The sequence below is a fragment of the Pseudomonas sp. LRF_L74 genome (genome assembly GCF_965644255.1).
In the GTDB taxonomy this organism is placed as follows: Bacteria; Pseudomonadota; Gammaproteobacteria; order Pseudomonadales; family Pseudomonadaceae; genus Aquipseudomonas.
This window is the reverse complement of the sequence record NZ_CBFFRH010000006.1, coordinates 80567-106210: the sequence shown is the minus strand read 5'-3', so window position 1 is coordinate 106210 and position 25644 is coordinate 80567. Positions and strand designations below refer to the sequence as shown.

Below are 25644 nucleotides of genomic sequence, written 5' to 3'. Positions count from 1 at the left end.
GGTCAGAGCGCAGCCTGAGGCTTGGCCAACGAATCGGCCGTGTGCACGGGCACAGCGGCAGTACGCTCGATGGACCACGGGCTCTCCAGCCAGGCCGGTACACGGTTGCGCCATACCGCGGCATGCAGGCGCGACAGCGCCACCGGGTCACTGAGCAGGAACAGCCGGCGCTTGTCGTCCAGCCCCGTTGGGCCGACTTCCAGCGCCTTGTCCACCTGCGCCTGGCGCTCTTTCTCGATCAGCGCGCTGCTTGCGTGCCGAGCGGTACCCATGGCGCAGGCCAGGGCATTCAGGCGCGGGTTCACCACCGCCTTGATGAAGCCTTTCTGCAGGGCGATCTCGCGATTGTGCTCGTTGTGCGCATCGGTATTGCTGAGTTCCTTGGGCACATCGTATTCCTCGGGAATGAGGAACAACCTGGCATCGCGAGCAGCCAGGCCTGGGCGACGGCGACTGGAAAACACCGAGACCGGGATCGACAGCGTCAATGAGCCGACGATGGGCGCGAGCCACCAGAGGAAATTGGGATTCAACCAGGCCACCAGAGCGGTCCAGCTGATCCCCAGAAGGGTCTGGAAGCCATGGCGACGGATCGCCTCGCTCCACGGCGTGGCATCGTCGTCACGTTGCGGCGACTTCCACTGGGCTTCCCAGCCGAGGAATGCCGCCGTGACGAAGAGGGTGTGGAACACCATGCGCACCGGTGCCAGCAACATCGAGAACAGGGCCTCGAGCAGCATCGACAACAGCACACGCAGGCGACCGCCATATGCCTTGGCGCCTTTTACGCAGATCAGCAACACGCTGAGCAGCTTGGGGAAGAACAGCATGAACATGGTGGTGGAGAACAGCGCGATGGCTTCTTCCGGCTTCCATTGCGGCCACAGCGGGAACAACTGCCGAGGTTGCAGGAAGTACTGCGGCTCCATCAACTGATGCACCGCCAGCAGCGCGGTCGACAGCACCAGGAACAGGAACCACAACGGCGCCGACAGGTAGGACATCACACCGGTGAGGAACACCGCGCGGTGCACCGGGTGCATGCCCTTGACCAGGAACAGGCGGAAGTTCATCAGGTTACCGTGGCACCAGCGCCGGTCGCGCTTGAGTTCATCGAGCAGGTTGGGCGGCAACTCTTCGTAGCTGCCCGGCAGGTCGTAGGCGATCCATACGCCCCAGCCGGCACGGCGCATCAATGCGGCCTCGACGAAGTCGTGGGAGAGGATCGCCCCGGCGAACGAGCCCTTGCCCGGCAACGGCGCCAGGGCGCAGTGCTCGATGAACGGCTTCATGCGGATGATCGCGTTGTGCCCCCAGTAGTGGGATTCGCCCAACTGCCAGAAATGCAGGCCAGCGGTGAACAACGGGCCGTAGACCCGCGTGGCGTACTGCTGCATGCGCGCATACAGCGTGTCCATGCCCGAAGCCTTGGGCGCGGTCTGCACGATCCCGGCGGTCGGGTTGGCTTCCATGATGCGCACCAGGTTGGTCAGGCATTCGCCGCTCATCACACTGTCGGCGTCGAGCACGACCATGTAGCGGTAATCGCCGCCCCAGCGGCGGCAGAAATCGTCGATGTTGCCGCTCTTGCGCTTCACCCGACGCCGGCGCCGACGATAGAACACGTGGCCGAAACCATCGACTTCGCGGCACAGGTCCAGCCAGGCCTGCTGCTCGGCGACACAGACGTCCGGCTGGTTGCTGTCGCTGAGGATGAAGAAGTCGAAGCGTTCGAGCTGGCCGGTGGCCTTGACCGAGTCGTAGGTCGCACGCAGACCGGCGAACACCCGGGCGACGTCTTCGTTACAGATCGGCATCACCAGGGCGGTACGCGCCTCGGCGGCGATCACTTCGTCGCCCTTGATGCTGTAGGAAATGGCGTACTTGTCGCGCCCGCTCATCAATTCCCAGAAGCCCATCAAGGCGGTCCAGAATCCGGCGGCGACCCAGCAGCAGAGCAGCGAGAACAGGATCAGGATGCTGGTCTGCAAGACATAGGGCAAAACCTGCTGCACCGAATCCAGCCAGTGTTGCTCCAGCACTTCGTCCAGATCGACCAGGCCCCAGCCCTGGTAGGGCAGGAGCTTGATCATGTACCAGGTCGCCACGCCGGTCTGGGCCAGCATCAACAGCAACAGGATGAAGCGGCGGAACGCGCCGACCTTGCGCCAGTGCGCGGACTCGTCCGCCTCCACGGGCGGGCGCTCATGTTTTTTCTTGCCGCCGAACAGGTGGTGCCAGCCCCGTACCAGCGGGTTGGTCGCCCAGGGTTCGGGCAGCATGCGCGTGCGTTTCACCGGAGGCACGGCCTTGAGGCAGACACGCTGCCCGGAGTCCTGGACCAGCGCCTCCTCTTTCAGATCCGGCCAACCCAGCTCCAGGCGCTTGCCGACCGAGTCCAGCGCGGCTTCGCCGGTGGCGCCATTCAAGCGCCCGCGATTGGCCAGCCCCCCCAGCAGTACGTCACTGTCGCCTTCTGTATCGCCGTCCAGCTCGACCAGGCCGAGCTGTTCACGGTAGGCGGCCCCGGCCGCAGCGGAATCGGTGATTTTATTCATCGGCAGGAATCTGATAGCTCCAGGTTTCGCTGATGGCCTTGCCATCGCTGGTCAGTGCCGCGCGCATTTCCAGCGGCTCGGCCGGATTCTTCACCTTGAACCGCAGAATCAGGCGCCAGCCCTTGGTCGCCGGGTTGTAGCGCGCGCGGTTTTCCACGATCTCGCCGTTGCCGCCCATGCTGACCTGGGTATTGACCGCCGTATCGGCTGGCAGCTTGGCCATGGCCGGGCCGACGAAGTCGACCAGCAGGCCGATGCTGCCGTCGGTCTCGCGGATCAGGTTGGACTGGCGCACTTCACCCGGGAAACGGCGGGTCTGCATGACCCAGGCGTTGTCATTGGAATGCAGCGCCGGCTCATTGATCGTCCAGTGCTGACGATAGGCCAGTTTCAGCGGCTCGCCAGGCGCGGGCAGCTTCTCGGGGGTCCAGAAGGCGACGATGTTGTCGTTGGTCTCGTCCCGGGTCGGGATCTCGACCAGTTGCACCTGGCCCTTGCCCCATTCCCCCTTGGGCTCGATCCAGGCGCTCGGGCGCAGGTCGTAGCGGTCGTCGAGGTCTTCGTAGCGACTGAATTCGTGGGCGCGCTGGAGCAGGCCGAAGCCTTTCGGGTTTTCCACGGAGAAGGCGCTGACGGAGAGGCGCTTGGGGTTGTTCAGCGGGCGCCAGAGCCACTCGTCGTTACCGGCATGGATCGCCAGGCCATCGGAGTCGTGCAGTTCGGGGCGGAAGTTTTCCACCGGCGACGGCTGGTTGGAGCCGAACAGGTACATGCTGGTCAGCGGGGCGATGCCCAGACGGTTGACCGCCTCACGCAGGAACACCTGGGCCTTGACGTCGACCACGGCATCGTCGCCCGGACGCAGGATGAAACGATAGGCACCGGTGGCCCGCGGCGAGTCGAGCAGCGCGTAGATGGTCAGGTGCTTGTCGCCCTTGTTCGGACGCTCGATCCAGAACTCGCGAAAGCTGGGAAACTCCTCGCCGGACGGCAGCGCCGTATCGATCGCCAGGCCGCGCGCGGAGAGGCCGTAGGTCTGGCCCTTGCCGATCACCCGGAAGTAGCTGGCACCGAGCATGGACATAATCTCGTCCTGCTTGCCCGCCGCGTTGATCGGGTAGATCACCTTGAAGCCGGCGTAGCCGATTTCCTTGAGCGCCTCGGGGCTGTGATCGAGCTTGAGGTCGCCGAAATCGAACAGCGCCGGGTCGTACTTGATCTCCTTGACCGAGGTCGCAGTGACTTCGTTCAGGCGCACCGCCGAGCTGAACTGCATGCCCTGGTGATAGAAACCAAGCTTGAAGGGTGTATCCAGGTCGGACCAGAACGCCTTGTCGGCGCGGAAGTGAATCTGCTGGTACTCGCCGAACTTCAGTTCGCGCAAGGACTTGGGCAGATTGCTCTGCGCCGGCTCGTAATTTTCGCCAGCCAGTTTCTTCGCTTTCGCCGCCACATCATCGATGCTGAACGCGTACACCTGGGTCGCCGAGAAGGAGGCGAACAGCACTGCGCCCAGCATGACAGGGCGAAGCATGTTGGACAAAAAGGCTGATGGAACGGCTTGAAAGCGCACGTAATTCCCTTCTGATCATTGGATTTCAACGAGCCGCGGCTGGCGCGGCAACCCATACAACGACCCCAGCATGTCGCAATGATTCCCCGGAAAAACCGGACTCAGTCCGCAAACAGCTGAAGTGAAGCAAACGCAGGACACGGCTTCAGGCCGCGCTCCGCTTCACGCACATCACAATACCTGACGCAGAAAACTCTGCGCGCGCACATCCTGCGGCAGGGTGAAAAAATCCTCTGGAGAGGCGTCTTCGAGCAACTTGCCATGATCGAAGAACAGCACACGATCGGCCACTTCGCGGGCAAAACCCATTTCGTGGGTCACACACACCATGGTCATGCCTTCGACCGCCAACTGCTTCATCACATCGAGCACTTCGCCGACCATTTCCGGGTCGAGCGCCGACGTCGGCTCGTCGAACAGCATCACCTTGGGTTCCATGCACAACGCCCGGGCAATCGCCACGCGTTGCTGCTGGCCACCGGACAGGCGCGATGGATATTCGCCGGCCTTCTGGCCGATGCCGACCTTGGCCAGCAGCGCCCGCGCCTTTTCTTCGCGCTCGGCCTTGCCGCGCTTGCGCACGACCTTCTGCGCCAGGCACAGATTCTCCAGCACGGTCATGTGCGGGAAAAGATTGAAATGCTGGAACACCATGCCGACCTCACGACGATAGGCATTAATGTCGGTTTTCGGATTGGCCAGGTCGACGCCATCGATACTCACCGAGCCGGAATCCAGCTGTTCGAGGCCATTGAGGCAACGCAGGAAGGTCGACTTGCCGGAACCGGACGGACCGATCACCACCACCACTTCGCCGCGCTTGACCGTGGTACTGACGTCATCGACGGCACGCACCTCATGGCCCTGGGCGTCGAACACCTTGATCAGGTTGCGCACTTCAATCACTTTTCCCGAGCCTCTTTTCCAGGCGGCTGGCGATACGCGACAGCGGCAGGTTGATCAGCAGGTAAAGCCCCGCCACGCAGAACCAGATCTCGAAGGTGGAGAACGAGGTGGTGATCGCTTCGCGGCCGCTCTTGGTCAGTTCGGTGATGGCGATCACCGAAACCAGCGAAGTGTCCTTGACCAGGCTGATGAACTGCCCGGCCAGGGGTGGCAATACACGCCGGAACGCCTGCGGCAGGATCACATGGCGCATCGACTGGCCAGCCGACAGCCCCAGCGAACGCGCCGCCTCGTCCTGGCCACGGGTGATCGACTGCACGCCCGCGCGGACGATTTCGCCCACGTAGGCGCCGGTGAACAGCGCCAGCGCAGCCACCCCGGCGAACTCGCGGGACAGGTTGAGCACGGTGCCGATGAAGAAATAGAAGATGAACAGTTGCACCAGCAGCGGCGTGCCGCGCACCAGTTCGACATAGATGCCGGACACGTCGCGCAGGGTCGGGTTCTTCGACAGGCGGCAAAGCCCGGTCGCCAGACCGATGACCAGGCCGAAGGCGCCGGCCAGCACGGAAATCCACAGGGTGGTCCACAGCCCCCACAGCAGCGGGCCTGCCTGCCAGTGACGGGTCACGCCAACCACATCGCCCTCGGCAACATCGTCGCCCTCCGCCACCTGCAGGCTGTCGCGCTCGACCAGTAAGGCCTGCTCGCCCGCGCTGTCGCCAAGCAGGATCACCTTCGCTTGGCCATCCTGCTCGCCGATGCTCTCGACACGACCGAAATCGGCAGCGCGCTGGGCCTCTTCAGCGTGATAGGCGAAATACTGGGGCACACGATTCCAGCGCCACTCGTAGGAAATCAGGGTGCTGGAATACCAGAGCCCATAGGCAGCGATGACCAGGATCAAACCGGTCACTATGTGCCAGGGCCAGGTACGGCGATGTTTTCTAATCACTATGGGTCACGCTCACGGCCATGCCGTTGAAGGCAGGGACGAGCCTGGTTCCGGGCTCGTCCCTACGACTTGCAGCTTGAAGGGGGCAGCCTTCCGCCTTGTGGCTTGCGACGGGTGTTATTCCATTTCCTTGAGCCAGTTGGTGCTCTTGAACCACTTGGCATGGATACGTTCGTAGGTGCCGTCGTGGTGGATCTGGTGCAGCCAGTTGTTGATCCAGTTGATGCTGTCGTAGTCGCCCTTCTTCAGGCCGAAGGCCAGGGGCTCGTAGGTGAAGGGCTGGTCGAGGAACACCAGCTTGCCGGCGCCGGCCTTGTTCACCGCGACGACGTTGTAGGGCGCGTCATAGATGAAGGCATCGGCCTTGCCGTTGACCACGTCCATCACCGCTTCCTGCTCGTTGTCGAAGCCGTTGTACTTGGCCTGGGCGATCAGCTTCTTGGCGACCATCTCGCCGGTGGTGCCGATCTTCGAGGTGATGCGGTACTGCGGGTCGTTGAGGTCCTTGTAGGACTTGACCTTGCCTTCCAGGTCCTTGCGGATCAGCAGGGTCTGGCCGACCACGATGAAGGGTTCGCTGAAGTTGACCCGCAGGTTGCGCTCCTGGGTCAGGGTCATGCCGGAACCGATCATGTCGAACTTGTCGGTCAGCAGCGCCGGGATGATGCCGTCGTAGCTGGTGGAAACCAGTTCCAGCTTGACGCCCATGGCCTTGGCCATGGCCTTGAGCAGATCGACTTCGAAGCCAATGATCTCGCCGCGCTTGTTGGTCATCTCGAACGGCATGTAGGTCGGGTCCATGCCCACACGCAGGGTACCGCGCTTGACCGCGTCGTCGACGGTGCCGGCATGGGCCAGGCCGCTCAGGGCCCAGGCGGAAAGAATCAGGGAGGCGAAAAACTTCTTCATGGAAAATCCTGGTCTGCAGAGGTGAATGAAGCCGGCAGTAGCCATGGCGGCGCATGCTACCTGCCCGCCCGAGCTATTGCGAGTCGGCACGACGCAAAATCCACACCAGAACAGCGGATTTATTGGTCAAAGTCGGGATAACCGCGTGCGGCGGGCCTCAAGCGGCAAGTCAGGCGCCGAGGACCAGGCGGCCTATCGCGTCAAACCTCGAGCAGAAACGTCACCGGGCCATCGTTGACCAGATGCACCTGCATCTCGGCACCGAAACGACCCGTGGCGACCTGCGGGTGCCTGCCGCGCGCCTGTTCGACCAGCAGGTCGAACAGTTCGGCACCGAGCGCTGGCGGGGCCGCCGTGGAGAAGCTCGGGCGCAGGCCGCTGCGGGTATCGGCCGCCAGGGTGAACTGGGAAACCAGCAAAAGGCCGCCGCCCACGTCGGCCAGCGAGCGGTTCATCTTGCCGTTCTCGTCGGAAAACACCCGGTAGTTCAGCAGCCGATGCAGCAGCTTGTCGACACACGCGGGCGTGTCCTGCGGTTCGACGCCAACCAGCGCCAGCAGGCCCTGGTCGATGGCGCCGAGCGTTTCGCCGGCAACCTCGACCCGCGCCCGACTGACGCGCTGGATCAGCGCCTTCATGCTTCTTCGAGCGGCAGGTCGAGCAGGCGCCGCGCCATGTCGTCGGCAGCACGCACCAAGGCATCGGTGATGCCGACCTCGGAGGCGGCGTGCCCCGCGTCGCGGATGATCTGCAGCTCGCTGTTCGGCCAGGCCTGATGCAGCGACCAGGCGTTGTCCAGCGGGCAGATGGCGTCGTAGCGGCCATGCACGATCACGCCCGGCAGATGGGCGATCTTCGACACGTCACGCAGCAACTGGTCGGGCTGCAGGAAGGCATCGTTGAGGAAGTAATGGCACTCGATGCGCGCGATCGACAGCGCCCGCTGCGACTCGCTGAAGCGTTCGACCACCTGCGGATTGGGGCGCAGCGTGGCGGTACGCCCCTCCCAGGTCGACCAGGCCTTGGCGGCGTGCATCTGGGCGATCTGGTCGGCCCCCGTGAGGCGCCTGTAGAAGGCCTTCATCATTTCGCCACGCTCGTCCTGCGGGATCGGCGCCACGTAGTCTTCCCAGTAATCCGGGAACAGGCGGCTGGCGCCTTCCTGGTAGAACCAGTCGAAGTCCTGCGGGCGGCACAGGAAGATGCCGCGCAGGATCAGCGCGTGCACGCGTTCAGGGTGCGTCTGGGCGTAGGCCAGCGACAGGGTCGACCCCCAGGAGCCGCCGAACAGCACCCACTTGTCGATGCCCAGGTGCTCGCGGATGCGCTCCATGTCGGCGACCAGGTCCCAGGTGGTGTTGTTCTCCAGGCTCGCGTGGGGCACGGAGCGGCCACAGCCACGCTGGTCGAAGGTGACGATGCGGTACAGGTTGGGGTCGAAATAGCGCCGGCTGGCACTGTCGCAACCGGCGCCCGGGCCGCCATGGACGAACAGCACCGGCAAGCCATCCGGCGATCCGCTCTCGTCGATGTACAGGACATGCGGCTCCTGCACGGCCAGCTCGTGGCGGGCGAAAGGCTTGATCTCCGGATACAAGGTCTGCATGGTCACTCCCGAATCTGTGCGCGGGTCCCTATGGAGCGGGACGCCGATCCTCTATCGTGCCAGGCATCATAACCATGAAAACGGAGTTGAACATGTCCACACGGAAATTTGCCCTGACTTTAATCCTGGCAATGGTGTTTCTCGGCGGTTGCGGCAAGAGCGACCCGCAGGCGGCGCTGGAAGCCGCCGTCCAGCAATTGCAGGACAATATAGAAGCCAAGCGCACCAGCGCCGTGCTCGACCAGCTGCACCCGCAGTTCGCGACCATGGAGCAGAACGATCGCGACTGGGCCAAGCGCACCATGACCCTGCTGTTCATGCGCTACAAGAACATCAAGGTGCTGGCCCTGAGCAAGGACAGCCAGGTCGACCCGACCTACAAGGACAAAGGCGCCACCCATGCCCAGGTCGCGCTCACTGGCGCCGAGGGCCTGATCCCGGACAGCGCCCGCCACTACAGCGTGACCCTGGAGTGGCTGCTGGACGATGGCGAGTGGAAATTGTCGCGACTGGACTGGGAGTGATCAGAACAGGAACGGGATGAACATCCGCGTGCGCGCCATGTACTGGCGGTAGGCATCGCCGAAGTACTCCTGGCACTCCGCCTCATCGCGCCTGGCCGCCAGGTACAGCAATATGCTGGCGATCGTGGCCAGGGCGAAACTGGGCAACGTCGGCTGCTTGAAGCAGATGCCCCAGTTGAGCAGTTGCAGCGAGCAGAACAGCGGATGACGGATGAAGCGGTAGATACCGCTGGTGACCAGTTGCGACGTACGCTCGAAGGCATACAGTTCGGCGTCGGCACGCTTGGCCTCGCTCGGTTTGCCATGGCGGCGCAACTGATAGCCACCCAGGACCAGCACCACCACCGAGAGAAACAGCAGCACCCAGGACACATCCTGGTGCAAGGCATAGCGGTCGTCGAACCAGACCGGTGCATTGAGCACCAGCAACAGCAGCATCACCTCCCAGGCGAAGTAACGATAGAAGCCATGGGAACGCGGACTGCTCAAGGCCCGCCAGGAAATTCCCGTCAGCACCACCGATCCCAGCGCGATTGCCAACCACTGCTGCCACATCATCCTTTGACTCCTCCACGACTTACCGGCGGACGGCACGCGCCACGCCACTCACAGCGCTCTGTTACACTGCCGGCCCACTCGTTCCGACTGCACGCAATGGACCGCCTCGACCTGCACAACCTGCTGCCGCACCAGGGGCCCGCGCTCTGGCTGGATGCCCTGCTCGACCACGATGCCACGGACATTCGCGGCCTCAGCGCCTGGCATTACCTGGACGCCTTCGGTCCGAACGCATCGCCATGCCTGCTGTTCGAGGCGGCGGCCCAGTTGTGTGCCGCGCATGGTGCCTTATACGGCGGCGACAACGCCATCGAAATGGCCCTGGTCGGCAAGCTCTCGCAACTGCAATTGCATTACCAACCATTGCAACGCGAAGGCGAACTGCTGGTCAGCGCCACCCAGGAAGCGACCAGCCCCGCTGGCGCCCTGTATGGCTTCAGCGTCCGTGCCGGGCAAGAGCTGGTCATCGACGGCAAGCTGTTGCTGGTGCTCGTCCGTGCTTGAACTGAAAAACCTCGAATACCGTTACCCCGACGCGCCCCGGGCGGCCGTGCAGGGCATCGACCTGCAACTGCAAGCCGGCCAATGCCTGGGCCTGCTGGGCAGCAACGGTGCCGGCAAGACCACCCTGCTGTCATTGCTCAGCGGCGTATTGCAGCCCCAGGGCGGAAACATCACCTGGCATACCGAGCGACGCCTGGGCCTGGTGCCGCAGCAACTGGCGTTCTATACCGGGCTGAAAGTCAGCGAGAACCTCGAACTGTTCGCCGACCTCTACCAACTGCGCGGCACCGAACGCCAGCAGCGCCTGGAACGCTGCATCGCCGCCACCGCCCTGGCCGACAAGCTCGGACGCAGCGCCGGGCGGTTGTCCGGCGGCGAGCAGCGCCGGCTCAATTTCGCCATTGGCCTGCTGCAGCCAGCCGACCTTTATCTGTTCGACGAAGCGACGGTCGGGGTCGACGCCGCCAGCCGGCGGATGCTGCTCGATGCCGTCAGCCAGTTGACCGCCGAGGGCAAAGCGGTGATCTACACCAGCCACTACCTGGACGAAGTCGAGCGTGTGGCCCAACGCATCCTGCTCTTGCACGAAGGCCGGGTCCGCCTGGACATCGACAAGCGCCAGTTGCTCGGCGACCAGCACGGCCTGCTGCTCGAATGGCCTGACGCGCTGCCCGAGGCGCTGCTGTCGCTGCTCGAACGCCTGCACCTGAGCGCCGAGCGCCAGCCCAACGGCGTGCGCATCGAGTCGCTGGATATGGCGCAGCTACAGGCGATCACCCAGTTCCTCGCCGAACAGCCGGTAGCGCCGAGCCTGCTGCGCTTCGGCCGGCCCTCGCTGGAGCAGCTCTACCTGAGCCTCAACGGAGGCCGCTTGTGAGATTGCGCGCCCTGGTCCGCAAGGAAGGCCTGCTGCTGCTGCGCGACCCGCATGCCCTGGCGGTGCTGTTCGTCATGCCGATCCTGTTCCTGGTGATCATGGCCAGCGCCATGTCCAGTTTCCTGCAGGATCGCCCGCCAGCGCTGCGCCTGGTCCTCGAGGCCGCGCAAGACAGCGACGCCAGCCGCTTCTTCCACGACGCCCTGCGGGCACAGTTGCCCGATAGCCAATTGCTCGCCGAAGGCCCCGAGAGCCTGCCGCGCATCAGCCTGGCCAGCGACTTCGCCGACACGCTGCTGGATACGCCACACCAGGGCCCGCTGATCAGCTTCCCGGCCCAGTTCGACCGCCTCGCACGCCAGCGCCTGCATGGCGCGGTGACCATCGCCCTGGCCCAGACCCGCCTGCTCGCTTACCTGGAGGACAGCGGCGCGCTGGATGAAAACCTCAGCCCGGCCCAGCGACTCGAACAGGTCCAGCAACGCACCGAGAGCCACATCGACGAGCGCGAGCGGCTGGCCAGCGGCGACCTCGGCCACCAGGCCAACGCGACGCAGATGAGCGTGCCGGCCTGGCTGATCTTCGGCATGTTCTTCGTCGCCCTGCCGATGGCCGGCAGCTTCCAGCGCGAGCAGCAGAGCGGCGCGCTGCTGCGCTTTCGCGGCCTGGGCCTGGGCTTGCGCACCCTGGCGCTGAGCAAGGTGCTGCCTTACCTGGCGATCAACCTCATGCAGTTCGTGGTGCTGCTCGGCATCGGCATGTACGGCCTGCCCCTGCTCGGCCTGCCCGCCCTGGAACTGGAGGGCGCCGGCAGCGCCTACCTGCTGCTGGCCATCAGCATCGCCCTCGCCACCAGTTGCCTGGGCCTGCTGCTCGCGGCATTGGCGCGCAGTAGTGAACAAGCCCTATTGCTTGGCGGCGGGATCAACATCATCCTCGCGGCTATTGGCGGCATCATGGTGCCCAAGAGCGTGATGCCCGAAGCCATGCGCCATCTGGCGGAAATATCGCCGATGAGCTGGGCGCTCGACGCCTTCCTGACCCTGCTGGTGGGCCACGGCTCACTGGACGACGTAGCCCCCTGGTGCATCCGCCTGCTGCTGTTCGCAGCGCTGGCCGGCGCCAGCGGGTTGTTCCTGTTCCACCGACGAGTACAGCAAACGCAATGGACGACACACTACTAGAAGAAAAACTCAAGCAACTGCTGATTCGCGAGTGCGACAAGGAAGACGACATCGACTGGCAGAGCATCGCCAACGATGAGCCGCTGTTCGGCCAGCAGAGCCGCATCCAGATGGACAGCCTCGACGCGCTGCAGGTCTCCCTGGCCCTGCAGCAGCACTATGGCGTGCGCATCGAGGGTGCCAAGGATGGCCGCCGCATCCTCAACAGCATCGCCAGCATCGCGGCCTTCATCAGGCAGAAAAAGTGACGCCCGTCTATCTCCAGCGCGGCGCCCTGCACAGCGCGCTCGGCGACGACCTGTCCGCGGCCGGCCAGGCCCTGCGTGGCGGCGGCCTGCCGACGGCCAAGCCGTTCCTGCTGCACGAGTTGCAGCAGCCGCGCCCGTTTCTCGGCGTCCGGGCCAGCGCTGAAAGCCGCGAACAGCGCCTCGACCGCCTGGTCGTGGAAACCCTGGGCGACGATGCCGGAGCGCTCGGCGACTGCCTGCTGATCGTCGCCAGCACCAGCCTGGACATCAACGATCTTGAACGGCGCGCGGCCGATGAAGGCGGGTTCCAGCCCGAGCACTCGACGCCCCTCGATCTGGTTGCCGAACAACTGCGCCAACGCTGGGGATTCGCCGATGCCTTCACCCTCAACACCGCCTGTACCAGTGCCGCCAATGGCCTGCTGTACGGCGCGCGCATGCTCGCCAGCGGGTCATTCCAGCGCTGCCTGGTCGTCAGTTTCGAAACCCCGAGCGCCGTCGCCCGCCAAGGCTTCGGCGCGCTCGACCTGACCAGCCCGAGCGGTCGTTATCGTCCGTTCCACCCCGAGCGCGACGGCCTGATCCTCGGCGAAGCCTACGCCGCGACCCTGCTCTCGCTACGACCCGGCCCGGCACCACTGGCCAGGCTGCTTGGCGGCTTCAGCGCCTGCGACACCAGCAACCTGACCACCACCCGCGAAGACGGCAGCCATATCGACTGGGTCATGCGCCGGGCCCTGCACAGCGCCGGCACCTCATCCGCCGGAATCGGACTGATCAAGCTGCACGGCACCGCGACTGGCGCCAACGACCGCGCCGAACACAACGGCGTGCGCCTGCTGTTCAGCGAGCGGTTGCCCGCCCTGTGCGTGCTCAAGCCCTGGCTCGGCCATACCCTGGGCGCCTGCGGCCTCAGCGAAACCCTGCTGCTGGTGGAGAACCTGGCGCGCCTGCCTGGCGTCGACTACGCCGATGAAGCCACCCTGCCCTTGAGCGGCACGCCTTTCAGCGTGGCCGAGGACAGCCTGCTGCTGGCCAACTTCTTTGGCTTCGGCGGCAACAATGCCAGCCTGGTACTGCAACGCTGTGCGGGAGGTGCGGCATGAGCAAGGTGATCGCCGCCTGTAGCGTTCGAGGCAACGCCAGCCACAGCGACAAAGACCTGAAAGCGGCATTGGGCGAATGGCTGAGCGCACCGCCGCGCCGTATCGACCGCCTGATCCTCCAGGCCCTGCTCTGCACTGCACCGCTGAAAGCCCAGGTACGCAGCGACTGTGGCCTCTACCTGGCCTCGCGCCATCCGGCCCGCACCACCATGGGCTCGCTACTCGACACCGTGTGCGTGCATCAACGCCAGCCCAAGCCCTTCGAATTCGTCAACAGCGTGAGCAACGCCGCCGGCTTCCATGTCGCCGCGCAATTGGGCCTGGAAGGCCCGAACCTGTTCATCGGCGCAGGCGCCAACGCCTGGAAGCAGCTCCAGGCATTGGCCACGCAAGACCTTGCCGAAGGGGTGATCAACCAGGCCTTGCTGGTGGTGTTGAACGATGTCGGCGAGTTCACCGCCCAGGCCGTGCTGGTCGAAGGTGCCGGTCAGGCAGACAGCTTCGCGGCAATCACCACGGGAGTCGACGTGATCAACGTCCAGCTTTGAGCAGCGTGCTTGCTCTACTAAGGCATTCTTAGGGTCTGTTGCCGTTTCGTCGCGACCGCGCCGGAGCCAGTTTTTATACGAGGCGAGGCGCGAGATGCGAAGTTTAGTGGGCTAAATGAGCCATCGAGTAACGCTGCATCGTATAAAAACGGGCCCGGCCCTGCGGGTTGTGCGAGAAATAACCCCCGCTGTCGTTGCAGGACTCGGACCATTGCCTGCGTCCTGCGCCTAACCGGGGGCTATTTCTCGCGACAACGCGGCTTGCGCCGAAACGGCAACAGACCCTAGGATGGGTCGAGCGAAGCGATACCCATTCGGGAGACCGATGATGGGTATCGTCGCAGGCTCCTCGCCTACGCGGCCCGCCCCCGTCTACGCGCCGCTTCTCTTGGCCCAGGCCCCCAGTTCCTTCATCAACGCCCGCTCCTGATCGGCGATACCGCGCAACATCTCGGCAATCGGTCTGAAATCAGGTGCGGCGCCCTTGCTGCGGCTGGCCTTGACGCAGGCCAAGGCGAACTGGCGCCAATCGTCGCCAACGGCGGTCAGGCGTGCCGAGGCTTCTTGCAGGTTGGCGTCGCCGATCTTCTCGCCAGCCTCCTGCAAGAAGCTGGCGTACATGAAGCGGAAACCCGCACCGCCGGTGCCGATCTCTTCCTGCATGCGCACGATATGGGTGAGGTAGAGACGGTTGTACTTGCTCTGCGCCGGGTCGAGCGACTCGACGCACTTGGCCAGGTGCTGGATACCGCGCACACCGATCCACGGCAACGGCATGCCGTCGAGAATGCGCGTGGTGGACAGTACGCTCTTGCGGATCAGGCGTTCCCAGTCCTGCTCCGGGGATACGTCGTCGAGGTAGTACATCAAGCCCTTGGCCGCCAATGCGCCCTTGGCGAAACGCGCCTTCTGCAGGTCCTCGGCGGCGCAGCGCACCGGTGCTTCGAACACCGGGTCACTGAGCAGGTATTCGTTGCCCTCGCGGCCGTAGGCCAGCAGGTTGTGCGCGTTGAAATGAAAGCGCATCTCCGGAGGGAAATACGGCAGCCAGAACACCGAGCTCTGCAGTCCCGCCAGGCGCCCGCTGTCCAGCGCGGCATCGAGTGCCAGGCGCCCCTGTTCGGGCTTGGCGAAGGTCCGGGAGGTCAGGCGCACGCCAAGGCGCTTGCTGAGGGTCTTGATCAAGTGCCGGGGCGGCATGCGATAGGCGATCAGCGGCATGCCGCCAAGCTTGACGATCGGCAGGTAGGCAAAGGCCAGGCCGGACGCCAGGCCAAAGGCCATCGGCTCGCTCATCGGCAGGCCGGCGTGGGTCAGCAGGCTGGCCATGACGCCGCTTTCGCAATGGGCGCTCTGGCGATGTACGAAGGCGCTCATGGCAACTCTCTCTGGTAACGACGCAACTCGTCGACAGTCAGGCCGAAGGCCTCGGCGTAGCGCGCCAGCACCGAAGCGCCCAGGCGCCGATAGACAGCGGGGCGAAAGTGACGGCGCACGCGCCACTGCCATAGCCCGGTGATCTGCGACAGCGCCAGCTCATCCATGCGATAGCGATACATCAGGCACTTCAGCGGCGACAGTTCGCCGCTGCGCCAGCCGGCCTCGGCCTCGGCTTCCTGGGCATGCAGCTCGGCAACGGCCAGGTGCGTGGCATAGGACTCCGGCTCCCAACCGGCGCTCTGCGCGCCCTGGTAATGGCCGCCATCGTCGACGGCGTAGAGCAGCTTGCTATGGCCGCCGTAGGCGGAATCCGGGTCCTGGGGAACCTCGTCAAGCTTCATCGCCGACCACCGTCAGATGCATGAAGGCGCTGGAGAAACGCCCACTCTCCGGCACATAACAGAGCAGGCGCTGGCCGCTGCGCAGGTGCCCACCGTTGAACAGCTCGTCGAGGATGATGAAGATCGACGCCGCGCCGGTGTTGCCCTTGCTGGTCAGGTTGGTGAACCAGCGCTCGCCCGGGATCGGCAGGCCGACGTTGTCCAGGCCCACGGCCAGGCGATCGCGGAAGAACTCCGAGGAATAGTGCGGCAGGAACCAGTCGATAGCCTCGACCCGCAGCTCGCGGCGCGCCATGATCCGTCGCAGCGCCTCCTCCACGGTGTATTTGACGATGTTCTCATTGAGCAGCTTGACGTCCTGCTTGACCGCCATCACCGAGCGGCGTGCGCGCGCGTCGGCATCGTAACGGCTCCAGCCCACCAGGCTGCCGTTGTCCATCTCCGCACCGGCGTACATGCAGGCGGGCATGCGGTCGGCGAAGGACAGGATGTCCAGCCAATCGACACGCAGACTCAGGCCGCGGGCGTTGGGCTGCCCCTGCAACAGCACGGCACCGGCGCCATCGGACAGCATCCAGCGCAGGAAGTCCTTCTCGAAGGCTATTTCCGGATGGTTTTCCAGCTCATCGACGCGGCTTTCGTATTCCGCGTCGAAGTTGCGCGCATGCATCAATGTCGAGGCGACTTCAGAACCACAGGCCACGGCATTGCGGCTCTCACCACTGGCCACGCTCATCCAGGCGTATTTCAGCGCCGTCATGCCGCACAGGCAGATACCGGCAGTGGTCGCCACTTCGCAGGGCGGGTTGCCCAGCTCGCCATGCACCATCACGGCATGGCCCGGCATGACCTGGTCAGGCGACGAGGTACTGGCCACCAAGCAGTCGAGCATGTTCAGCTCGAAGCCTTCGCCCTGCAGGCCGCGAATGGCCTCGGCGCTCAACTGGGCATTGGTCATGCTCGCTTCGCCGCTGGCCGGGTCGATGACGTAATGGCGCTGGCGAATGCCATTGCGCCGCAGCACCAGCTTGCGGGCACGCGACGGCTTGCCGCCGACCATGCCCAGACGAGCCTCCATCTGCTCGTTGTCCACAGGGTCGTGCGGCAGGCACGCGTTGATCCGGTTGATGTATACGGGCTGTACCACTGAAACTCCTCGGGTCACATCACTCGCCGGACGGGCCGGCGAAGTAGGCCTTTTCTCGCTGGATTCGCGCCTTGAACAGCGGGGCCAACACCTTTTTCAACAGGGCGCTGATCGGCACCACTGTGAGGATCAGGCAAATCAGGAAGGCGATATACAGCACCAGCCCAATGCCTCGCCGCAGGCTCTGCTGCGGGCCGAGCAGCGACAGCAGCCGGCCCCACAATTTGAAACTGCGATTGCCGACCTTTTCGCTGGCGATGAGTTTTTCATCCACCGTCACCGCACCCAGACCACCGAGCATCGGCGATTCGACCGGACGATCATCGCCAAGCAGGCGACTGGCGATGGCCTCGCCAAAACGGCTGGCAGCGGCGATCTCGCGCTCGTCGATACCGGCGCGCGGCACCCAGCCATAGGGTTTCTGCCGGCCAGTGAACATCCACAGTGGCGTGGCCAGGAAGCTCGCGGCAGTGCCGCAGGCATCGGTCAGCACGATGTTGTCGACCAACCGCGCGCCGAGAGCCTGCAAGCGCAGCTTGACCTTCTCCTGGGCCATCAGCCACATGTTGCGGCAGCCGATCAACGTCACCACCGGAACGCCCTTGAGCAGGCGTGCCGCCTCGGACGAGGCGAGAAAACTGGTGAACGGCAGGGATGGCGAGAGAAACCACACCTGGTAGGCAAGGATCACCAGGTCGTAGCGCTTGTCAGGATCGACCGTCAGCGGCTGCAACGGCTGCGGCTGCATCAGCACTGTTTCCGGGAAGATACGAAAAAACCCGAGGAACGGCCATGGAAAGGGGTATGGTTGCGCAGGCTGCAAGGCCAGGAAATCCACGTGGATGCCGTCGCGCTGCAGTGGCGCACAGACCGACCGAGCCAGACGGCTCAACTGACCGGTTTGCGAATAGTGAACCACCAATACCTGACGCATACGTTGCCGAGTCCCTGCAAAAATGCCGCGAATTATGCCACATACAGTTCGTCAAACCTTCACGAACCACCGCACATACTGCGCATTCGCCTTGCTTTTCGTCGGCGCGCAAGCCTGCGCGGGCGACATTCTGGTCAAGGTGGAAGGCAGACAAGCCAGCGGGGCCGTGCACCTGGCAATGGTCCAGGGCCAGCAGAAGGAATGGCCCGAACAGGTATTGCGGCAGATACAAAGCGACGATGGCGTGCTGCGCCTGCGCAACCTGCCAGCGGGGCGCTACGCCATCCAGGTCTACCAGGACAGCAACGGCAACGGCCGGCTCGACCTCAGCCGTCGCGGCATCCCCCAGGAACCCGTGGGCTTCTCCGGCAATCCGTCGCTGGTCAATGGCAAACCCTCGCCGGAGCGATGCCTGTTCGTCCATGGCAGCGGGGATACGGAGCTGGTGATTCGCCTGCAAGACCCGAAGGCGAAGCGTTAAAGCGGCTTGCCGTTGCTTTCTCGCCAGATCAACTCCCGCGTGTCATACCCCCTCGCCCCTGCCTGCTTGAGCAGTTGCGCACGCGTCTCAGGCGAGACTTCCGGCGTCCGAGAAAGCAGCCACAGGTATTCGCGATTGGGATTGCCGACCAGGGCGACCTGGTAGTCAGGGTCCAGATACAGCACCCAGTAATCGCCACGGGCGACATTCGGGAATAGCCGGCTGAACCAATTGTCGAAGCGCACCGTCAGCTTGTCGGTCTGCCAGGGCTGCAATTCGGCGCGGCCCCTGGCTTCTTCCCATTCGCCATCCTTGGTCAGGCAGCGATTGGTCACCGCGACACGGCCATCGGCCTGCAACTGATAATGCGCTTCGGACTGCGCACAGTTGCGCTGGAAAAACATCGGCAACCGCGCCAGCTCGTACCAGGTGCCCTGGTAGCGTTGCAGGTCGACCTGGCCAGCCGTGCCCGGCACATCGGCGGGACCGTGACTGGAACAACCCGCCAATGCACCCGCCAGGGCGAATGCACTCAAGGCTCGGCGCACGATCATTTCAGCCCCTGGCCGGAATACATGACGACCCGCTCACCGGCGTACTGAACGCTGATGAAGGACTTCTGGTCGCCCCACGTGCAACTGGTCACCCCCACCGCGCCGGAGCACTCCTTGGGCGAACCAAGCAGTTGCTCGACCTCGGGCTTGCTCATGCCGGCCTTGAGCTTGGAATAGTTTTCCTGGTTGACCTTGCTGCACGCAGCGAGCAGGACGACGGCTGAAAACAGGACGAGCTTCTTCAGTGACATGCAACGACTCCCAGGCGAGTGATACGGTCGATGGCGACCTTTCCTGCGCAGTTGGAAAGCGGAATCCCGAGCGGGGTTCCGTCGACAGATCCACAGACGCAAAAAGCGCTGGAGGCCGAAAGGCTTGACGACAAGCGTGCTGCGCACGCCCTTACGTTCAACCTTCCGCCGCCAGCGCTCTTGTGGATGAGGTCGCCACTCCCGCGAAGGCGGTAATCCGGGGCCTCAGCCTTTGTGATAGCCGGTGACGCGCTGGACTTCTTCCTTGGAGCCGAGGAATACGGCAACACGCTGGTGCAGCGACGTTGGCTGGATATCGAGGATGCGCTCGACGCCGTTGGTGGACATGCCGCCAGCCTGCTCGACCAGCATCGACATCGGATTGGCTTCGTACATCAGGCGCAGTTTGCCCGGCTTCTCCGGCTCGCGACTGTCGCGCGGGTACATGAACAGACCGCCGCGGGTGAGGATGCGGTGTACATCCGCCACCATCGAGGCAATCCAGCGCATGTTGTAGTTCTTGCCCAGCGGGCCGTCCTTGCCTTCCAGCAACTCGCTGACATAACGCTGCACCGGCGCTTCCCAGTGACGCTGGTTGGACATGTTGATGGCGAACTCGGCGGTGCTTTCCGGGATGCGGATGTCGTCGTGGGTGAGGACGAAGCTGCCCATCTCGCGATCCAGGGTGAAGCCCTTGACGCCATCGCCCAGGGTCAGCACCAGCATGGTCTGCGGGCCGTAGATGGCGTAGCCGGCGGCGACCTGCTTGGTGCCCTGCTGGAGGAAAGCCTCATCGCCCAGCGGCTCGTTCTGGCTGAACGACTCGCCCGGGCAACGCAGCACGGAGAAGATGGTGCCGACGGATACGTTGACGTCGATGTTGGACGAGCCGTCCAGCGGGTCGAATACCAGCAGGTAGGCACCCTTCGGGTACTTGCCGGGAATCTGGTAGGCATTGTCCATTTCTTCCGAAGCCATGCCGGCCAGGGTGCCACCCCACTCGTTGGCTTCGAGGAGGATTTCGTTGGAGAGCACGTCGAGCTTCTTCTGCACTTCGCCCTGCACGTTCTCGGTGTCCGTGCTGCCCAGCACACCACCGAGGGCGCCTTTGGACACGGCATGGCTGATTTCCTTGCAGGCGCGGGCCACGACTTCGATGAGGAAGCGCAAGTCGGCCGGGGTGTTGTGACTGCGGGTCTTCTCGATCAGATAGCGGCTGAGGGTAACGCGCGACATTGGAATGGCTCCGGGTGAAGTCGGGAGAAAAAGTGCGGGTAAGTCTACCCGTTTGGCGCTCGCGGCGCCTCAACGAGCGGTTGGACCCGTATTGAAGCCCAGTCGTTCGCCTCGAGCGCTCATTGTCATGCAACCAGCACCCATGCCGTGGCTGTTTCCCCCCGCCAGACAGCCCCATGGCCGCAACGGGCACCAGCCACCGGCGCGATCCAGCCCTAACGCTTCTGCCGCAGCAAACTCCCGGCCATCCCACCCAGCAGGGCCACACCTGCCAACAGCACGCCCCAGAGCACCACCCGTTTCCAGTCGAAGCCTTCTGCCTCGGGCGCCTCGGTTTTCGGCTGCGAAGCCTCAGGCAGCCTTTCCGGCAAACTGGCTCGCCCCAGGCTTTCCAGCCGCGCCGGCTCGTAACCGGGAATCAGCATCTGCACCGACATGGCGCCCGAACTCGCTCCTTCGTTCCCGATCGCCAGCCGATACGGCGCCGAGCCACGGGCCAGGAACACCAGTTGGGTGCCACGCATCGCCACTTGCAAGGCTGGTGGCTGTTCGCCCAGGCCGCCACCACGCGGGTCGACTTGCAGGCGCAGTTGCCGAACCGGCCAGCCGAACAGCTCGATCTCATCCTGCAGCACATCCTTGCCGCCCTGAGGCAAGCGATAGAGCAGGCCGTGCGTCAACGATTGCCACGGCGCCTTATCCTCCAGGCGCGACGACAGGGTGACCGGCGCCAGGCGATTACCTTCAGGCAACGCCACACGCACGCGCTCGACAGGCAGGGCCAGCGGCAGGCGCCAGATGAAGGTATCGGCCTTGTCGCCCTTCTCGCCAGCCAGGCTCAGCCAGCTCAAGGGCGGCGCGCTGACTTCACGTCGAATGCCGGTCAAGGTCGCGGCGGTCAAGGTCGGCGCTTTTTGCGGCGCCAGCCAGAGCAGGCGCAAGTATCGCGCCGGCATACCCGGCAGTTCGATATCGCGCTGGTCAATATGCTCGCCAGCGAAGCTCAGGCGGGCGATCTGCCCCTCGCCCCAACTACGCCAATGTTGCAAATCATCGCTGGCCTCGATGGAAAAGCGCTGAAAGCCTTCGCCCTCGCCTTCCCAGTCGAGTTGCAGGCGATGCAAGGGCGCGCCCACCTGGCTGGCATCGAGCAACCAGCCGCGCCGTACCGCCTGGCCGGCGATCGGTTCCTGCGGCGCGACCTCGACCAGTGTGCCGGTGGTGTTGCGCTGCACCCGCACGGCCGGCGCGCCCTGTTCCTGGATGGAGCCATCGAGCGGGAACCATTTGACCAGCACGTCCTGGCGCGTCTCGCTGGATTGCGGATCGTCCTGGATCAGCGCATAGGCCAGCGCCTCGTCTTCGGCGTTGAACACCCGCACGTCGCGCAGATCGGCGTGCCGTGCCTGCACGTGTAGCGCCAGCGGCAGGTCGAGGCGATACCATGGCCCCTCCCCCTGTACCGTCAGCGGCACCTGCAGGGCGAACGCATCCGGACGCTCCTGGGCGCCAGCCAGACCCGACAACAGCCAGACCAGCCCCAGGCTGGCGGACAACCATGTTTTGTTCATTCCTGCACCTTCGATTCTTCCTTGCGCGGCGGCAAGGGCGCGAAATAACCGACCACCAGCAACAGCACGCCCACGCCGATGAACGAAACGATACGCTCCAGGCCGCCACGGTTGCTGAGCTCGACGAAGAACAACTTGCAGACCACCACCGCGATCAGTACCGCACCGACCAGCCACCACTCCCGGCGTACCCGCCGATGGCCGAACACCATCAGGGCCAGGGCGATCAGCGTCCAGACCAGCGACAGACCGGCCTGCACCACCATCGAAGCCTGCAACGCGTATTCGTCGAACGGTACGCCGGCCCAGTGGTGGGCAGTGCGCATGACCGTCGCAGTGAGCAAGGCGAACAACGAAGCCCCCGTCACGATGGTCAGTAGGCGCTCGGCCACGCCACGCTCGACCCCGAGGTCGACCAATCCCGTCTGCGCCCAGGCATGCACGCCAACCAGGGCGAACAGCAACCCCAGCTCCAGTGGATTGACCAACGGCAGGAACGGCAGCGGCTCGGCGAGACCGTCGCTGAAAATGTTGGCCAGCCAGAACCAGCCGAGCATCAACACCGCCAGCGGTGCCGCCGCATACACGCGGTACTCGCGCGGGTAGGCCGCGACCGGCCATGGGCTGCGCCGCATCACGGCCATGGCCAGCAGATAGGCACTCGGCAAGACCGACCAGCCCAGCCAGCGCCAGGCGTTGTACTGCTCGGACAGTTGCATCAGGCCATAACGCAGCTCCAGCGCCAGCACCGCGAGGATCAGCCAGCAGCCCAGCACGTGCGCGGCACTGGCCGGCCCCTTGGGCAACAGTTCGGCAAGCTTGCGCAGCGCCAGCAGATGCACGGCGAACACCAGCGCCCAGGCCAACCAGCCGAAGCGGGCCGCTGGATGATAAAGTGGCTCGAAGACGCTGAGCAGAATCACCCCGGCCAACGGAATCAGGGCCGTGCATAGCAATGCCAGGGTGGTCCAGCGCAGCCGCGCGGCGATCAGTGTCCACAACGCCACGCTGACGGCTGCTGCGCTCAGCAGCAACGTCGCCTGCAATGTCGGCGCAGCGAAACGCGCTACCTCTCCCGCCCAACTCAACGCCCACCAGCCGGCGCCCCACACCAACAGCACCTGCGACAGGCGCTCCAGGCTTAGATCACCCAGCCGTCCAGCCACACCGTGCAAGGCGACATGACGCAGACGCCAGGCCCCGACCTGAGCCGCCAGCGCCAGCACCAGAGGCGTCCAGAAACCTGAATGCGCCAGCGGGCGCAGTCCTTCGCTGGGCAGTGCCCCCAACAGCAGCGGGCTGGCCATCAGGAAAGCGACAGCGCCAATCACCTGCAGGACCAGGCCGAAAAAGAAACTGGCACGCAACTGCAAGTGCAGGCTCAACCAGATCACCAGCAGGCCGCTGCCCGCCCACACCGCACTGGCGCTTGCCCAAGGCAGGACGAACAGCACCGCAAGGTTGATGAACACCAGGCCAACCAGCAATACCAGCGACAGGCCGCGCATCAGTTGGCGATCCTGGCTGACGTGCTCGTCGCGCACCGCCATGATCATGCCGACCACCATCGCCAGGCCAATCAGCGAACAGGTCAGCAAGCCGTGCCAGCCGGAATCCAGCACACCGCCGTCGCCGCCCGCGCGCAGTTGTGCAAGGAAGAGTGCGCCGCCCAGCAGTTGCACGGCAAAGGCGCAGAACAGGAAGGTCCGCGATTGCAGGCGCAGGCCGACGAACAACGTGGCCAGGCCCGCCAGCGCCCAACTGATCGCCGTGCCTTCGGCAGCGAAACACAGCGGTGCGACCAGGAACAGGAAGGCCAGGCCAGTACAGGCCAGTATCGACAGCAGAAAACGCTGGTCCTCGGAACGGTTGACGGCCGAGGCCTGGCGCAGTTGGTAGAAGCTGAACAGCAACGCGGCACCGAGCATCACGGCGCCCAGCGGAGCGCCGCTGAGCACGGTCTGCTCGCCCACGCCCAACTGCCCGAGGTAGGCCACCGCCGCGCCGGCCTGTAGCAACAGGGCGAATGCCTGTGCCAGCCGGCGCTCCTGGCGCAACGCCAGCCAGTAAATACCAGCGCCCTCGACCGCCCAGGCGGCGGATGTCCAACGCGCGTCCAGGCCAAGCGGGATCGCCAGCGTACCGAACACCACGCCCAGCGCCAGGCAGGTTTCCACCAGCATCAGCAGGCGACCGGGGGCGCGACCATGAATGACGCGTGCCAGCGTCATGTACAGCAAGCCCAGGGCCAGCGCGCTGAAAGCCGCAGCGAACTCGATGTGCTGGACCACTCCGAACTGCAGGCCGAAGCCGACCACTGGCGGGCCGAACAGCACGGTGCCATCCACATAGTCCGCCTTGCCGGCCGACCACTTGAGCAGCGCCGAGCGCTCTTCCGGTGCGTCAGCGGCATCCTTGAGCTTGCGCCGGGTGAACAACAGGCCGATGGCGACGTACATAAGGAAGAACAGAATCAGGAACGGCTCGGTGCTCCACAGCAGTTCCGGCTTATAGGAACGCACGCCCCAGGCCAGGCCGATACCGAAGGTGCCGACGAAGCCAACCAGATTGAGCAAGCGCCAGGCCTTGAACCAGGCGATGACGAAGATGCCGCTGTTGAGAAGGATGAAATAGGAGAACAGCGCCACATGGTTGCCGCTGCCGGTGGAAGTCAGGATCGGCGCCGCGAAACCACCCAGCGCCGCCGCCACGGCAAGCCCCAGCGCATCCTGCAACACCGCCAGCATTGCCGAGAACACCGTCACCAATACCAGCAGTCCCAGCGCCATTTTCGGATCGAGCAGCGGATGCAGGCGCATCGCCGCGAACACCGTCAGATACAGCACCGCAATGCCCGTGCCCTGCAGGATCAAGGCGTAGTTACGACTGCGATTGCGCAGCCACCAGCCCAGCCCGAGCAAGGCGATAGCGCTGGCCGCGACACCGGCATAACGCAACTGGATCGGCACCACCACACCTTCGGTGGCATAACGCAGCAGGAAGGCCAGGCCGAGAAACAACAGGACCGCGCCGACGCGCAGCACCGTATTGCCGCCGAACAGCCAGGCCTGGCCGGCATCGAAGGCACGCTCGATCAGATTGGGCTCGCGAGGCGTCGGCGGCATGACCGGCTCGGGCTCTGCCTCGACGATCTCGGTGACCGGTGCCGGTGCCGGTGCCGGTGCCGGTGCCAGTTGAATCTGAGGCAACTCCCATTGCAACTCAGCGTCCGGCTCGACCTGCTCCGCGACAACCGGCGCAGGCTCTTGCGTAACGGAATCAAGATCAGGCGCCGGTTCGGCCATGGTCGGCAATGGATCATCGGCCGCACTGGGTTCCGACTCGGCCCTGGCGCCCTGCGTGGAGCCTTCCAGCACGACCAGGCGCTCATGAATACGCGTGGTGCCACGCTCGAAGCGCTCGGCGAAGCCCTTCAGCTCCTTGCGCAGCTTGGCGTTCTCCCCCTCCAGGCTCTGCAGACGCAGCGCCTGGCCAAGGCCCAGGCCGATCAAACCACCGAGCAACGAGCCACTTACCGACTCCCCGGCAAGCCCGCCCACCACCAAGCCAACCAACATGAAGATCCACTGCATGGGTTTTCCCTGTCCGAAACGACATCAGCAAAATGGCTCG

General features: G+C 64.5%; 25 protein-coding genes. 8 read left to right on the top strand and 17 right to left on the bottom strand.

Going from position 1 to position 25644, the window contains the following annotated elements; genetic code table 11:
- Positions 1-2: 2 nt before the first annotated feature.
- From mdoH to pip, 7 genes are all read right to left on the bottom strand, one after another.
- Complete coding sequence (gene mdoH, locus ACSZPK_RS16315; protein ID WP_437882524.1) at positions 3-2558, bottom strand: glucans biosynthesis glucosyltransferase MdoH; 2556 nt, start codon at positions 2556-2558, stop codon at positions 3-5.
- The gene (locus ACSZPK_RS16310; RefSeq protein WP_437882523.1) at positions 2551-4092 is read right to left on the bottom strand and encodes a glucan biosynthesis protein G; all 1542 of its coding nucleotides are present in this window, start codon (positions 4090-4092) and stop codon (positions 2551-2553) included. Before ACSZPK_RS16310 ends, mdoH begins: the two co-directional genes overlap by 8 nt.
- Positions 4093-4302: 210 nt before the next feature.
- Positions 4303-5037, bottom strand: a complete 735-nt coding sequence (locus ACSZPK_RS16305; RefSeq protein ID WP_437882522.1) for an amino acid ABC transporter ATP-binding protein — start codon at positions 5035-5037, stop codon at positions 4303-4305.
- Entirely contained in the window at positions 5030-5992 is a 963-nt protein-coding gene (locus tag ACSZPK_RS16300; protein WP_437882521.1) for an amino acid ABC transporter permease, read from the bottom strand. The genes ACSZPK_RS16305 and ACSZPK_RS16300 overlap by 8 nt, the downstream gene beginning before the upstream one ends.
- A 117-nt stretch (positions 5993-6109) precedes the next feature.
- On the bottom strand, positions 6110-6901 hold the full coding sequence (locus tag ACSZPK_RS16295; RefSeq protein WP_437882520.1) for a transporter substrate-binding domain-containing protein: 792 nt from the start codon (positions 6899-6901) through the stop codon (positions 6110-6112).
- A 200-nt stretch (positions 6902-7101) separates the two neighbouring features.
- Positions 7102-7539 carry a D-aminoacyl-tRNA deacylase gene (gene dtd / locus ACSZPK_RS16290; protein WP_437882519.1) on the bottom strand — a complete coding sequence of 146 codons (438 nt, stop codon included), beginning with the start codon at positions 7537-7539 and terminating at the stop codon, positions 7102-7104.
- A complete protein-coding gene (gene pip, locus ACSZPK_RS16285; RefSeq protein ID WP_437882518.1) occupies positions 7536-8507 on the bottom strand; it encodes a prolyl aminopeptidase in 972 nt (323 codons plus the stop codon). The genes dtd and pip overlap by 4 nt, the downstream gene beginning before the upstream one ends.
- 92 nt (positions 8508-8599) lie before the next feature.
- Between pip and ACSZPK_RS16280 the strand changes: the two genes are divergently transcribed.
- The gene (locus tag ACSZPK_RS16280) at positions 8600-9031 is read left to right on the top strand and encodes a hypothetical protein (RefSeq protein ID WP_437882517.1); all 432 of its coding nucleotides are present in this window, start codon (positions 8600-8602) and stop codon (positions 9029-9031) included.
- Here ACSZPK_RS16280 and ACSZPK_RS16275 read toward each other — a convergent pair whose 3' ends face one another.
- On the bottom strand, positions 9032-9589 hold the full coding sequence (locus ACSZPK_RS16275) for a methyltransferase family protein (protein ID WP_437882516.1): 558 nt from the start codon (positions 9587-9589) through the stop codon (positions 9032-9034).
- Between the two features lie 96 nt (positions 9590-9685).
- Between ACSZPK_RS16275 and ACSZPK_RS16270 the strand changes: the two genes are divergently transcribed.
- Genes ACSZPK_RS16270 through ACSZPK_RS16245 form a run of 6 tightly spaced genes read left to right on the top strand, consistent with a single transcriptional unit; the run spans position 9686 to position 14056 of the window.
- Positions 9686-10093, top strand: coding sequence for a beta-hydroxyacyl-ACP dehydratase (locus ACSZPK_RS16270; protein ID WP_437882515.1), 408 nt, complete (start codon positions 9686-9688; stop codon positions 10091-10093).
- The gene (locus ACSZPK_RS16265; protein ID WP_437882514.1) at positions 10086-10970 is read left to right on the top strand and encodes an ABC transporter ATP-binding protein; all 885 of its coding nucleotides are present in this window, start codon (positions 10086-10088) and stop codon (positions 10968-10970) included. The genes ACSZPK_RS16270 and ACSZPK_RS16265 overlap by 8 nt, the downstream gene beginning before the upstream one ends.
- Positions 10967-12154 carry an ABC transporter permease gene (locus tag ACSZPK_RS16260; protein ID WP_437882513.1) on the top strand — a complete coding sequence of 396 codons (1188 nt, stop codon included), beginning with the start codon at positions 10967-10969 and terminating at the stop codon, positions 12152-12154. The genes ACSZPK_RS16265 and ACSZPK_RS16260 overlap by 4 nt, the downstream gene beginning before the upstream one ends.
- Complete coding sequence (locus tag ACSZPK_RS16255; RefSeq protein ID WP_437882512.1) at positions 12136-12402, top strand: acyl carrier protein; 267 nt, start codon at positions 12136-12138, stop codon at positions 12400-12402. Before ACSZPK_RS16260 ends, ACSZPK_RS16255 begins: the two co-directional genes overlap by 19 nt.
- Entirely contained in the window at positions 12399-13508 is a 1110-nt protein-coding gene (locus tag ACSZPK_RS16250) for a beta-ketoacyl synthase N-terminal-like domain-containing protein (RefSeq protein WP_437882511.1), read from the top strand. The genes ACSZPK_RS16255 and ACSZPK_RS16250 overlap by 4 nt, the downstream gene beginning before the upstream one ends.
- Positions 13505-14056 carry a hypothetical protein gene (locus ACSZPK_RS16245; protein ID WP_437882510.1) on the top strand — a complete coding sequence of 184 codons (552 nt, stop codon included), beginning with the start codon at positions 13505-13507 and terminating at the stop codon, positions 14054-14056. Before ACSZPK_RS16250 ends, ACSZPK_RS16245 begins: the two co-directional genes overlap by 4 nt.
- Positions 14057-14428: 372 nt before the next feature.
- Here ACSZPK_RS16245 and ACSZPK_RS16240 read toward each other — a convergent pair whose 3' ends face one another.
- From ACSZPK_RS16240 to ACSZPK_RS16225, 4 genes are read right to left on the bottom strand one after another with little or no spacing between them, the layout of a single operon-like run.
- Positions 14429-15433 carry a BtrH N-terminal domain-containing protein gene (locus ACSZPK_RS16240; RefSeq protein WP_437882509.1) on the bottom strand — a complete coding sequence of 335 codons (1005 nt, stop codon included), beginning with the start codon at positions 15431-15433 and terminating at the stop codon, positions 14429-14431.
- Positions 15430-15837, bottom strand: coding sequence for a hypothetical protein (locus ACSZPK_RS16235; RefSeq protein ID WP_437882508.1), 408 nt, complete (start codon positions 15835-15837; stop codon positions 15430-15432). The genes ACSZPK_RS16240 and ACSZPK_RS16235 overlap by 4 nt, the downstream gene beginning before the upstream one ends.
- Positions 15827-16984, bottom strand: a complete 1158-nt coding sequence (locus tag ACSZPK_RS16230; RefSeq protein ID WP_437882507.1) for a beta-ketoacyl-ACP synthase III — start codon at positions 16982-16984, stop codon at positions 15827-15829. Before ACSZPK_RS16230 ends, ACSZPK_RS16235 begins: the two co-directional genes overlap by 11 nt.
- 19 nt (positions 16985-17003) lie before the next feature.
- Entirely contained in the window at positions 17004-17918 is a 915-nt protein-coding gene (locus tag ACSZPK_RS16225; RefSeq protein ID WP_437882506.1) for a dialkylrecorsinol condensing enzyme, read from the bottom strand.
- A gap of 91 nt (positions 17919-18009) precedes the next feature.
- On the opposite strand from ACSZPK_RS16225, the gene ACSZPK_RS16220 reads away from it, so the two are divergent.
- Positions 18010-18399 (top strand): DUF2141 domain-containing protein, encoded by a 390-nt coding sequence (locus ACSZPK_RS16220; protein ID WP_437882505.1) that lies wholly within the window; start codon positions 18010-18012, stop codon positions 18397-18399.
- On the opposite strand, the gene ACSZPK_RS16215 is transcribed toward ACSZPK_RS16220, so the two are convergent.
- The 5 genes from ACSZPK_RS16215 to ACSZPK_RS16195 form a co-directional block, all read right to left on the bottom strand.
- On the bottom strand, positions 18396-18953 hold the full coding sequence (locus ACSZPK_RS16215) for a lipocalin family protein (RefSeq protein WP_437882504.1): 558 nt from the start codon (positions 18951-18953) through the stop codon (positions 18396-18398). The genes ACSZPK_RS16220 and ACSZPK_RS16215 overlap by 4 nt on opposite strands.
- Positions 18950-19204, bottom strand: coding sequence for an outer membrane protein assembly factor BamE domain-containing protein (bamE, locus tag ACSZPK_RS16210; RefSeq protein WP_437882503.1), 255 nt, complete (start codon positions 19202-19204; stop codon positions 18950-18952). Before bamE ends, ACSZPK_RS16215 begins: the two co-directional genes overlap by 4 nt.
- Positions 19205-19429: 225 nt before the next feature.
- Positions 19430-20440: a class 1 fructose-bisphosphatase gene (locus ACSZPK_RS16205; protein ID WP_437882502.1), complete on the bottom strand. Its 1011-nt coding sequence runs from the start codon at positions 20438-20440 to the stop codon at positions 19430-19432.
- A 215-nt stretch (positions 20441-20655) separates the two neighbouring features.
- Positions 20656-22011 (bottom strand): DUF3999 domain-containing protein, encoded by a 1356-nt coding sequence (locus ACSZPK_RS16200; RefSeq protein WP_437882501.1) that lies wholly within the window; start codon positions 22009-22011, stop codon positions 20656-20658.
- On the bottom strand, positions 22008-25604 hold the full coding sequence (locus tag ACSZPK_RS16195; RefSeq protein ID WP_437882500.1) for a DUF2339 domain-containing protein: 3597 nt from the start codon (positions 25602-25604) through the stop codon (positions 22008-22010). Before ACSZPK_RS16195 ends, ACSZPK_RS16200 begins: the two co-directional genes overlap by 4 nt.
- Positions 25605-25644: the final 40 nt, after the last annotated feature.